The sequence below is a fragment of the Methanocalculus taiwanensis genome (assembly GCF_024372745.1).
Taxonomy (GTDB): domain Archaea; phylum Halobacteriota; class Methanomicrobia; order Methanomicrobiales; family Methanocorpusculaceae; genus Methanocalculus; species Methanocalculus taiwanensis.
In genome coordinates this window covers 17,430-27,770 of sequence record NZ_VOTZ01000026.1, presented here as the reverse complement: position 1 = coordinate 27,770, position 10,341 = coordinate 17,430, and the positions used below count along the sequence as shown (strand labels likewise).

Below are 10,341 nucleotides of genomic sequence, written 5' to 3'. Positions count from 1 at the left end.
GGAGCTATCCTAATGGACATCAACGAAGAGTGGGTTACAGGCAGAAGATATTTGTCGGACGAGAGAGAATGATCAACCAAGGAGAGCAGGGTCAGAGAATTTACAGAAAGAAAGGTACGTTATCTTCGGATATCCTCTGGATCAGTTGTTGCGAGGATATTATTATCCGGCATCTTCTGGATCGAACGGATCTTCTCTTCATCAATATCAAATCCGATTGTGGGGATATGGGCAGAAAAAGCTTCAGCGAGAGGATAGCCGACATATCCAAGACCGACAACACAAACTGTTGTACAGGAATTATTTTCTTCCATGGACGATTACGACTCCATATATATTAACGTGAAGAGGGTGATAACAGTTTTGAAGAAATCGCACAGAAGAGGCAAGCCAAATGGAGGTGATATAACCCATAATTTTTATAAATGTGGGTTGTAAAACCTTTCCGAAGTCATTTATATATCCTACCATAAAAATGTACTAATGCTGCTTTCCTCAACCTTGCTTATTGGAGGAGTCGTCCTCCTCATCGCAATCATCCCATACTTCATTTTTTTTGTAGGAATTCATAGAGGAGAAAAAGAGAGAGCTGCCCAAGAGCCAAAGAAATATCCAGCCATCAGCATCATCATGGCAGCATATAACGAAGCAGCAGTTATTAGAGAGAGGATCTTCAATATCAAAGAGTCCGAGTACCCAGTCGATAAATATGAGATTATTCTTGTCGATGACTGCTCATCAGATGAAACTCTGAGGAAGGCAGAAGATGCTTGTCGCCAAGCGGGCATCAGACATACGATACTTAAAAACCCCGAACGCATGGGGACGAATAGATCCATTAACCGGGCGATCGAAGCTGCAAGCCATCCTGTTCTGGTCACCACAGATGCGGATGTCTTCTTTGAGAAACATGCACTTAAACGGCTGATTGCAAGGCTCATTAGTGAAGAAGGGATTGCAGCAGTGTGTGGCGACCTCAGGCCCCTCCCCGACGAATTGACACACACATCCCAATTGGAAAAGACATATCGCGATTACTATGGGAGAATGTGTGAATGGGAGAGCGCAGTCGATTCCACTTATAATTTTAATGGCGGCCTTGTTGCATTTAAAAAAAATCTTGTGCATCGTATCGATGACCGGCGTGGTGCGGACGATGCAAATACCGCTTTTGAGGCCATCAGACGAGGATATAGGGCATTTTATGAAATTGATGCAGTTGTTTACGAAGATATACCTGAAACCTTTTCAGGACAATATAAACAAAAGATTCGGAGAGCCACACGGCTGATTGAGGCAACTGTTGCTAATTTAGACCTATTGAAGAACAAAAGACCATTCTCGCGACTTTTCTATCCACTCCGTATCATGATGTACCTTCTTACACCCCTTCTCTTCTTTATCAGTTGTATCTTTCTGCTAACGGGTCTTTTTCTAATCAACCCCCTTCTTCCTATCGGGGCGATTGTTGCCTTTGTATTTATCAGTCTCATCTGGAAGAGCAATCTCATTACAGCCTTTTCAACAAACCAGGCATACCTCCTCGCAGGACTTCTCAACCTGGGACAAGATATGAGGGTATGGGAGAGCACATCAAAGAAACAATAACCATCCAAATGAAGATTAACACAGACACCCATGTCTGAGTATATTTTTTACCTTACTAACCGTAGATATACCCATGTGCGGCATTGCAGGGCAGATTACCATAGATGGCAGTCAGATCGATCCTAACCTTCTCCACCGAATGTCTAAAACCCTTGCTCACAGGGGCCCGGACAGCGAGGGGATATATTTTAATAACCAGATCGGCCTTGCACACCGCCGCCTTGCGATTATCGACCTCTCGGATACCGGCCGCCAGCCGATGTCGAATCCGGATGAGACCATATGGATAATCTACAACGGCGAGATCTATAATTATAAGGAGTTGCAGGAGGAACTCAGGATCCTTGGGCATAAATTCCGTTCCGAATCTGATACTGAAGTGATCATCCATGCCTATGAAGAGTGGGGTTCTGACTGTTTGTCACGCTTCAATGGAATGTGGGCTTTTGCACTCTGGGATAGCCGAAGAGAGGAGCTCTTCTGCGCACGGGATCGGCTCGGGATCAAGCCTTTTTATTATTCAATCATTAAGGGTTCATTCCTCTTCGCCTCAGAGATCAAGGCACTGAGGGAGCACCCCGGTGTTGGGAGATGTGTAAATGAATCACGCCTCTCTGACTTTCTGACATGGGCTCTTGCCGACCATACAGATGAAACCCTCTTTGATGGCATCTTCCAGCTCCTCCCCGGCCATACCCTGACCGTCACGAGAAACGGTGTGGGAGAACAGAACCCCTACTGGGAGATTTTCATGAACCCAGCACTCAAAACAACTGAAGGGAGTGATGAAGAGCATGCTGAGGAATTTCTTGCCCTGATGACAGATGCAGTCATGTTGCATCTCAGATCTGATGTACCAGTTGGAACCTGCCTCTCAGGCGGACTGGACTCCTCAACCCTCACCGCACTCATAAACAGGGTGCTTCGGAGCGAAAGTCCCGAAAGGGGAAATGAACTTCAAAATACCTTTTCAGCGTGTTTCTCAGATAGGCGGTTCGATGAGAGCGAGTATATCGATATCATTGCAGAGGATACACAGGTCAAATCACACCCAACATATCCTGGAACAGAGACGATCTGGGAGGATCTCTATCACCTCCTCTCCTGCAATGATGAGCCATTCGCTAGCCTCACTATTTATTCACAGTACTGTGTCATGCGGGAAGCCAGTAAACGAGTCAAAGTAGTTCTGGATGGCCAGGGAGCTGATGAGCTGCTTGGAGGATATATCGCCTACCATATCCCCCATCTCAGGGGCCTTATCAGAGCGGGACATCCCGCCACTACTCTCAAAGAGCTGTTCGGTATCCTCCGGCATCACCGAATCTTCTTCTGGTATGCGCTACACCAGGTCATCAACCGGAAAAGACGACGTCGATTGATCAGGATTGCAAGGACAGATCCACTCCCAAGATATCAAGGCACTCTGGGAGAAGCATTAAGGATCGATCTCACACGTGCCAACCTCCCCTACATGCTCCACTGGGAAGACAGAACCTCAATGGCCTTCTCAATTGAGTCCCGGGTCCCGTTCCTTGATTACCGGGTTGTTGAATATCTGGCATCACTTCCCGAGGATCAGAAGATCAGGGAAGGGATCACCAAGTATATTTTGAGAAAAGCGACGAAAAAACTCCTCCCGGAGGCGATCAGGTGCCGGATGGACAAGCGCGGCTTTTCAACACCAGAAGAGGTCTGGATGAAAGAAGGAATGCAGCCAGAAATCTTAAAGATTTTTGCCTCTCCCTCATTCAGATCACGCCCCTACTGGAATGCAGACGAAGTACATGCAAGCTACCGTGACTTCATCGAGGGACGCTCATCCTATTCGGGGGAACTCTGGCGGATCATCTGCACTGAACTCTGGCTCAGGCAGTGTATTGACATGCCCAGCACAGAAGCTAAATGATAGTCCACTCCGGCCCCGTTTCAGGCTGGGCTTATTTACTATCAATTTATGATTTTAGAGCTGTACGAAACTATACGTATGTGCACGTGCATGTACGCACATGGGAAAAGAAAATGAAATCAAAGGCTAAAAGGAAATCTGCCCTTTACCGGAGAGATTAAGGAAAAGGATCTCTCTCAGTATAGATCCAGATAACTATGATTATCTCAAGAACGCAGGCTTTAAAACCTCCCGATTCTTTGATAGTGCGATATCTGCGCTTAGAACGAAAACAGAGTATTCAACGATCCTAATCGGAGCTCAAAAATTACCCGAATTACAAAACGAAGCTCAAAATAGATGGGCCTGTCCGGATTCGAACCGGAGATCTTCGCCGTGTAAGGGCGACGTCATAACCAGCTAGACCACAAGCCCTGTGATTCCAGACTATATTGCCCTTTTGAAAATTAAAGCCTGCCGATCAGACACACTCGTTTTGAAGAACCAACTGGACAATATGCTGAAATACTGGTAGAGAAAGGAGAGGAAAAACTCTCCTTGTACATCATACCGTTTTTTAGATAAATCCAAATGACTTCAGGGTCACTTCAGGATTAACTGCACCGACGTGGTATACCACGCCTTCTGAAAGCTCATTAATAACAACCTCAGCCGGTGAGAAGAGCGAGGTGTCGATCTGGTAGAAGTCGTAGTTGGCTTCCTTGAAGATCTCGTTGAATGGCTTTCCATATCCCTTCGAGGTGTTGCTTGGGATCTTGTCAAGATAGTCTTTGATCTCAGGCGCATTCATTGTCAGGCAGATCCGTCCATGGTAGATGGTGGCATCGTTTGTCACACCCATCGCAAGCTTCGGGCCGCGGACCGGCGGGATCGGGGCGGTTCCAAAGCCGGAGATGATCTTCTTTGTGTCAAATCCAAGTTCATTCAGCTTGTACACTGCTGTCTCGACACAGCGTCCGGCGACCTGGATTGATCCAACGATTGAGGAGGTCGGTGCAACAACTGCTGCAACATTCTCGACTTCAACCTTGCAGCCATCTGCAATCTTCTGCATCACTTCACCGTTTGGCAGGATATCAGACTCAAGACAGATGACAGCAGCATCGAACTCATCCTCGTACTCAATCACTTCATAGGTGTGCTTCGGCTTCAGGGAGAGCGCCCGGGCAGGGCCGCTCCCCATTGCAAAAAAGTTACCTTCTTTTACGGTCCAGCCGGCTTTCTGCGCCCCAAGGCAGGAGATCGCCGGGAAATCCGTATTTATATCAATGAATGGCTGGGGGATTGAACCGATCTCACCCATACGATAGGCAACCTCGCCAAGACCGCCCATGCAGATACGGGTGAAATATTCTCCGGCACCATACCCACCCGGAACCGCTACACCGCAGTCAACGATTCTTGAACCATTATCGAGTTCATGATAGGCAACATTCAGGAGATCTGAGATTTCTACAAGCTCTTCAAAAAGATCCAATCCAAGTTCATTTACACTAACCATACAATCCCTCTAGCATCAATAATGAGTGAGGGAGAATAGATAAGAGTTGCCAAATTGTTCGAATACTACCCAAGCTCTGCGAGCACCATATCCGGTGAAAACCGCAGTGCAACCATCCGTGTCCGGCCCCTGCCAGCGCGATAATCCAGGTTGATCAGCCGGATGGTATCGAGTTTCTGAACAATCTCATAATATCGGGTATATCCAATACCCATCTCCTCTTTCACCTGCGTATGAACCTCACCTGCCGACATTCCGGAATCATCCGTACTCATCCGGGCAATTACTCCAAGAACAGATTTCTCATCATCCCTGAGCGAGCGGATGAGGGAGGTGAGATGGAACCGCTGGGACACCTCATATGCCCGGCAGATATCATCCCTGCTGACAGCCCGGCGCGCTTCAGGAGATCGATACCTACCCGTAGATCGCCTGCCCGTATCGTCTGATCTACAACAAGCTGAAGCATCTCTTCAGACACAACACCAGGATAGAATCCCTGTGCAACCCTCATCCTGAGGATCTCTTCGACCTCCGCAGCAGAATATGGCGCAAAAAAAACTTCGGTAGGCCGGAGGACAGATGCCACCCGCGATTCGAAGATGGAAGAGAAATCGACATCCATATCAGAGAAGATGACAATCACCCCCACCCGGACAGACTCATACTCCTCATGGACACGGAGAAGGGGGTAGAGCACATTGTTTATCTCGTTTTCGTACAGCAGATAGTTAGCATCATCAAGGCAGAGGATAAGTGTCTTATCATCCTTCTGGAGCCGGCGGCAGGCTGCATCATAGACCTGCTTAAAGCTGGTTCCTGTCGCCTGTGGCTGGTGTCCTCCAAGATGTTTGTATACTTTTGCCAGGATCGCATACCTGGTATTGTCGATCTTGCAGTTCACATGGACACATGCGATTTTATTGGTTGTCTCTTCAATCTCCTCGAAGAGTTTCTTAACTGACGTTGTCTTTCCCGTTCCCGGAGGGCCGCGACAAAGAGAGTTCAACGGCCGGGCTCCACGGAGCGCAGGCTGGATCTGGAATGAGAGGGCTGATATCTGCTCTTCTCGGAACCGGAACTCTTCGGGTACATAATCGATCTCAAAAACAAGAGGATCGCGAAAGAGCGTCTCATCCCACATCAAGAGCTTCTTTGTCACAACACCACCCCCGGATTATGAACGGTTCATGCACTGTTTACAGAGGGTTTTGTTCATAAAGAGATGGCTGACATCATGCTGGACCTTGTTCACCTCCGCACCACAGGACTCGCATACGAATGGAGTGGCTGATTTAGGCTTTACTTCAACAGAAGGAATCTCATCTTCTCCCGAAGCTTCGCCTGAGGATGCCGGGGGGATTCCATCATGGATTACACACTCTGGCGTGGACATATGTTCCGAATGGGAGATATCAGGTTCAGAAGATAATGGCTCATCCATCTCCAAAATTCCCTCAGCCTCCAGATCTTCCAGAAAAGGGTATTCCGGAGCTGAGATCTGTGGATCAGGGGTATCAACCCCGGAAAGATCACGATCAATCAGTTCCTCATTATATTCATTCACTACGGTGACCGGGCAGGAAGCGACACTGCCACTCTGCTCATCAAAGGGGACCCCATCCCGAAGAAGAGAACCAAAAACCCGACTCCGATAATGATCAACACGCTCTCTGGTCACCTCATCATCGCGTCCTATTCCACCGAGCACACCATCCAGAAATGCAATGAGTTCTGTGGCATCCTCATTCGATTCCACCTCACCAGACACATCAAACCTGATATTCTCGTAATTATCCAGATTGATCGTGATCCCTATCGTCATCTGCCTGCGTGTACCCATACAATCACTATCCCCTCACGGAGGAATATGGTTTGCGGAAGAACCATCTCCACCAAACACACACACTATTAGTGGCAGATGATGAGAGTTACCCCCGCTGACATCCCGGATGATGACGCAGGGATCTGATGCCACCTATTCTGTAAAGAGAAGAGGCAGCAGTTCCGGGCCCCGAATTAATCCATATGAGCCCTTTTCAGCTTCCCGCTCCGAATAGCTCCCGCAATCATCATGCCCTTTTCCGAGGACGGCAAAGGGAACCGGATCTGAGGTGTGCGTCTTTATGCGAAGCGGAGTCGGATGATCGGGGAGCACGGCAATGATGCCATCGAACTCTGCAAGCGCGATACCAAGTACTTCGTCCAGCCGCTCGATCGCTCTCACCTTCTCTTCAAGGCTTCCTAAATGTCCTGCTTCATCCGGCGCCTCGACATGTACATACACAAAATCAAGCCATTTCAATGCGTCAAGTGCATAGCGAATCTTCCCTTCATAATTAGTATCAAGGTATCCCGTTGCCCCGGGCACCTTGATTACCTCCATACCAGCAATTCGCGCGATCCCAAAAAGGAGGTCAACTGCCGAGATCATCCCTCCGGATCTTCCGTACTGTTCTTCAAATGACGGAATTTTCGGAGTTTGCCCCCCACTCCACGGCCAGATGGAGGTTGCAGGGAATTGTCCCTTCTCAATTCTTTTCAGATTCACCGGGTGATCAGCAAAGACCTCTGCTGAGACCTCCATACAATGACACAGGATATCCGCATCTGCTCCTTTCGGCAGATAAGATCGGATCGGCTGTCCGACGATATCATGGGGAGGAGTGGAGGAAGACCCCTTCCCATGATGAAGCACGAGCAGATTCCTATAGCTGATACCAGGGTAGAGGCTGACATCAGTCAGTGCCTCCTGAAGCGAAGAAAAAAGCTCCATTCCCTCCTCGCTTGATATATGACCGGCAGAAAAATCCTCCATCACCCCGTCCCGGATCGTCACCAGGTTACAACGGTATGCGATATCATCCTCTGCCAGATCCACACCCATTGAGGCTGCCTCCAGCGGGCCACGCCCCGTATAGTAAAGCGCTGGATCATATCCAAGGACAGAGAGATTAGCCACATCCGAACCCGGTTCAAAACCCGGAGGTACCGTTTCCAGCAGGCCCATCCGTCCATTCCGGGCAATTGTATCCATATTAGGGGTAGAAGCATACTCAAGCGGGCTCATTTTGCCGAGTGCTTCGATCGGCTCATCTGCCATCCCATCCCCAAGGATAAGGAGGCATTTTCTCTTCATTCCCTCTTCTTCCTCCAGATGCATCATTACTAGATCTGCCGGGAGTACCATTAATAGTCTCTTGAGCGCACATGATCTACTCTGTGAAACCTGACATCTCACTCCGTGAAGCAGCCGGAATCTTTCTCCGCGGCCTCATCATGGGCGGATCCGACATCGTACCCGGTGTCTCCGGCGGAACCATGGCGTTTATCACCGGCATTTACGGGCGGCTCGTCCATGCAATAGCCTCTGTGCGCCCGCATACTTTGATTCGGCTTCTACGTGGAGATATTCAGGGGTTCAAAGAAGATGTACTGGCAGCCGATCCTATATTCCTGATCATTCTGCTTGCCGGAATAGGATCCGCAGCACTCCTGATGTCACGGGCAATCCTTCATATCCTTGACACGTATCCGGGTGAGGCTTTCGGGTTTTTCCTGGGCATTATTGTCGCATCAGCAATCCTGATTGCAATCCAGATCAAGTCTGTAAAAAAAAGTGCAATTATCTTTATTGGCGCCGGGTTAGGTGTCGGATACCTGATGGGAAGCCTTCCTCCAGGATCATTTGGACACTCCCTCCCTATGATCTTTGCAACCGGCATGATTGCACTCTGCGCAATGATCCTCCCGGGCATCTCCGGAGCTTACCTCACCCTTATCCTTGGACAGTACGAATATCTCCTTCAGGCGATCAAAGATGTCTCCCTCCCTGAGATCATCACATTCATTGCTGGAGGCGCACTTGGAATTCTCCTCTTTTCCCGGGCGCTCCGGTACCTCCTTGACCACTACACCGCTATTCTGCTCGCCTTCCTGACCGGACTGATGCTCGGATCAACCCGGACATTGTTTGAGCGAATCGGGGAGGCCGGGGGATTCACTCCGGAAGTTTTCGTCACATGTATGACTGGTGTCATCATGATCGCCGCAGTTGAACAGATGAGGCGGAGAAAGAGGGATAGTGTACTTCACAAAAAGTGAGGCGGGGCAGCCATTCTCACCCACCATATAATATTCGATGCGATTTAAGGATTGATTGATACAAAAAGACCATCATAATCGCACAAATTCTTCTATAGTCAACCCGGCTTCATGAATGATCGCCCGCAGAGTACCTTTTGGAATATCCATACCTGAATGATTTGGAACAACGGTTCTTCGTTTTGTGACGGGATTATACCAGATCTCATGGCTCCCTTTTGCCTGTCGATCAAATACAAAACCTGAAGCTTTCAATTTTCGAATAACTTCACGGGCAGGTAGTGAAGGAAACCAGGTCATTTGATCATACCGTTACCGTGACAGGAATCTTAACATTTTTAATCAGGTTGGTTGAGGAAACAAGATGCTCTGGTAAGTGGTCGCCATGTTCAAGATATGATTCAATCAGTTTACGGGCGACATCCTGAGCGATCTCCATGGTTTCACTGATGGTTCTTCCCTGGGCAATTAATCCCTGAATAGTGTCACTTGTTGCCAGGTATCCCCCTTCATCAAGTTTCCTGATCGTAATTGATAGCATATATTCGGACATTGTATCTTCTTCAGCCTCCAGCGTGTTCTGATATCATATATCTCTCGTCCACCATACCAAGAGATCGTGCATTACTCCAGATAGGGATTGATCGCTTCATGGATCAGATTACTAACCAGTCAGTTCAACTTCACCTGCTGCAAGAGGTCTGCAACAGAGCCGGCCATTATGCACATCCTTCATAACCATATCAATCTTTTTCGAGATCTCAATGGTATAGTACGCTTCACCACAGCGATCACAGATACAGGCCGGAACATCCCTGATAACGATTATCTCATCCGCTACCTTAGCAATAAACTCGGTCGTTCCCTCATGTAGAGTTCCTTTACAAAACGTGCATCTCTCTGGAATCAACCTTCTCTCCTCCTTGTTCGTGCATCTATCCATGACCCTTCATCAGGATTGTATGTTGTAATAACCCGGAGATGATCCTCACAAACCCCAAGTACTACATGATATGCGTCTTTACGTATAAAGCCAAGCATGAGCACAGCAGGACATGGATCATCATCGGGATATGACGCAATGATCTCCCCATCTCGAAGAATTGATTGAAGATCATCAGTTGAAATATTCCTCTCAAACATCCTGACCCGTGCATGATGTGAAATAATAACTGCATCACATTCCGCAAATCTGTTGATCTCTTCTCTTATGTCCACC

General features: G+C 48.2%; 13 protein-coding genes and 1 tRNA gene. 3 read left to right on the top strand and 11 right to left on the bottom strand.

All coding sequences use genetic code 11. From position 1 onward, the window contains the following. Positions 1-119: 119 nt before the first annotated feature. Entirely contained in the window at positions 120-314 is a 195-nt protein-coding gene (locus FTO68_RS10410; protein ID WP_255333343.1) for a hypothetical protein, read from the bottom strand. A 169-nt stretch (positions 315-483) separates the two neighbouring features. Between FTO68_RS10410 and FTO68_RS10405 the strand changes: the two genes are divergently transcribed. Together FTO68_RS10405 and asnB are read left to right on the top strand one after the other, a co-directional pair. After that, complete coding sequence (locus tag FTO68_RS10405) at positions 484-1,608, top strand: glycosyltransferase (RefSeq protein WP_255333342.1); 1,125 nt, start codon at positions 484-486, stop codon at positions 1,606-1,608. 73 nt (positions 1,609-1,681) lie between these two features. Beyond that, positions 1,682-3,517 carry an asparagine synthase (glutamine-hydrolyzing) gene (gene asnB, locus FTO68_RS10400; RefSeq protein WP_255333341.1) on the top strand — a complete coding sequence of 612 codons (1,836 nt, stop codon included), beginning with the start codon at positions 1,682-1,684 and terminating at the stop codon, positions 3,515-3,517. Positions 3,518-3,857: 340 nt separating this feature from the next. On the opposite strand, the gene FTO68_RS10395 is transcribed toward asnB, so the two are convergent. From FTO68_RS10395 to FTO68_RS10375, 6 genes are all read right to left on the bottom strand, one after another. Then, a tRNA-Val gene (locus tag FTO68_RS10395) sits at positions 3,858-3,931 on the bottom strand. 142 nt (positions 3,932-4,073) lie between these two features. Continuing rightward, positions 4,074-5,018 carry a methenyltetrahydromethanopterin cyclohydrolase gene (mch, locus tag FTO68_RS10390; RefSeq protein ID WP_255333340.1) on the bottom strand — a complete coding sequence of 315 codons (945 nt, stop codon included), beginning with the start codon at positions 5,016-5,018 and terminating at the stop codon, positions 4,074-4,076. A gap of 65 nt (positions 5,019-5,083) precedes the next feature. Next, positions 5,084-5,293, bottom strand: a complete 210-nt coding sequence (locus FTO68_RS11965) for a hypothetical protein (protein ID WP_368659899.1) — start codon at positions 5,291-5,293, stop codon at positions 5,084-5,086. A gap of 8 nt (positions 5,294-5,301) precedes the next feature. Beyond that, the gene (locus FTO68_RS10385) at positions 5,302-6,180 is read right to left on the bottom strand and encodes an ORC1-type DNA replication protein (protein ID WP_368659898.1); all 879 of its coding nucleotides are present in this window, start codon (positions 6,178-6,180) and stop codon (positions 5,302-5,304) included. Between the two features lie 15 nt (positions 6,181-6,195). Beyond that, on the bottom strand, positions 6,196-6,861 hold the full coding sequence (locus FTO68_RS10380) for a hypothetical protein (RefSeq protein ID WP_255333339.1): 666 nt from the start codon (positions 6,859-6,861) through the stop codon (positions 6,196-6,198). A gap of 135 nt (positions 6,862-6,996) precedes the next feature. After that, a complete protein-coding gene (locus FTO68_RS10375; RefSeq protein WP_255333338.1) occupies positions 6,997-8,184 on the bottom strand; it encodes a cofactor-independent phosphoglycerate mutase in 1,188 nt (395 codons plus the stop codon). Between the two features lie 44 nt (positions 8,185-8,228). Between FTO68_RS10375 and FTO68_RS10370 the strand changes: the two genes are divergently transcribed. After that, positions 8,229-9,122: a DUF368 domain-containing protein gene (locus tag FTO68_RS10370; protein ID WP_255333337.1), complete on the top strand. Its 894-nt coding sequence runs from the start codon at positions 8,229-8,231 to the stop codon at positions 9,120-9,122. A gap of 72 nt (positions 9,123-9,194) precedes the next feature. Here FTO68_RS10370 and FTO68_RS10365 read toward each other — a convergent pair whose 3' ends face one another. From FTO68_RS10365 to FTO68_RS10350, 4 genes are all read right to left on the bottom strand, one after another. Beyond that, positions 9,195-9,422, bottom strand: a complete 228-nt coding sequence (locus FTO68_RS10365; protein ID WP_255333336.1) for a type II toxin-antitoxin system HicA family toxin — start codon at positions 9,420-9,422, stop codon at positions 9,195-9,197. 4 nt (positions 9,423-9,426) lie between these two features. Continuing rightward, a complete protein-coding gene (locus FTO68_RS10360) occupies positions 9,427-9,675 on the bottom strand; it encodes a type II toxin-antitoxin system HicB family antitoxin (protein WP_255333335.1) in 249 nt (82 codons plus the stop codon). Between the two features lie 111 nt (positions 9,676-9,786). Then, the gene (locus FTO68_RS10355; protein ID WP_255333334.1) at positions 9,787-10,032 is read right to left on the bottom strand and encodes a type II toxin-antitoxin system MqsA family antitoxin; all 246 of its coding nucleotides are present in this window, start codon (positions 10,030-10,032) and stop codon (positions 9,787-9,789) included. Next, positions 10,029-10,340 carry a DUF4258 domain-containing protein gene (locus FTO68_RS10350; protein WP_255333333.1) on the bottom strand — a complete coding sequence of 104 codons (312 nt, stop codon included), beginning with the start codon at positions 10,338-10,340 and terminating at the stop codon, positions 10,029-10,031. Before FTO68_RS10350 ends, FTO68_RS10355 begins: the two co-directional genes overlap by 4 nt. Position 10,341 lies beyond the last annotated feature (1 nt).

Coding starts and splice junctions, on each gene's coding strand:
- FTO68_RS10410 (WP_255333343.1), bottom strand. CDS start 314: ATGGAAGAAAATAATTCCTGTACAACAGTTTGTGTTGTCGGTCTTGGA.
- FTO68_RS10405 (WP_255333342.1), top strand. CDS start 484: ATGCTGCTTTCCTCAACCTTGCTTATTGGAGGAGTCGTCCTCCTCATC.
- asnB (WP_255333341.1), top strand. CDS start 1,682: ATGTGCGGCATTGCAGGGCAGATTACCATAGATGGCAGTCAGATCGAT.
- mch (WP_255333340.1), bottom strand. CDS start 5,018: ATGGTTAGTGTAAATGAACTTGGATTGGATCTTTTTGAAGAGCTTGTA.
- FTO68_RS11965 (WP_368659899.1), bottom strand. CDS start 5,293: ATGAGTACGGATGATTCCGGAATGTCGGCAGGTGAGGTTCATACGCAG.
- FTO68_RS10380 (WP_255333339.1), bottom strand. CDS start 6,861: ATGGGTACACGCAGGCAGATGACGATAGGGATCACGATCAATCTGGAT.
- FTO68_RS10375 (WP_255333338.1), bottom strand. CDS start 8,184: ATGATGCATCTGGAGGAAGAAGAGGGAATGAAGAGAAAATGCCTCCTT.
- FTO68_RS10370 (WP_255333337.1), top strand. CDS start 8,229: ATGATCTACTCTGTGAAACCTGACATCTCACTCCGTGAAGCAGCCGGA.
- FTO68_RS10365 (WP_255333336.1), bottom strand. CDS start 9,422: ATGACCTGGTTTCCTTCACTACCTGCCCGTGAAGTTATTCGAAAATTG.
- FTO68_RS10360 (WP_255333335.1), bottom strand. CDS start 9,675: ATGTCCGAATATATGCTATCAATTACGATCAGGAAACTTGATGAAGGG.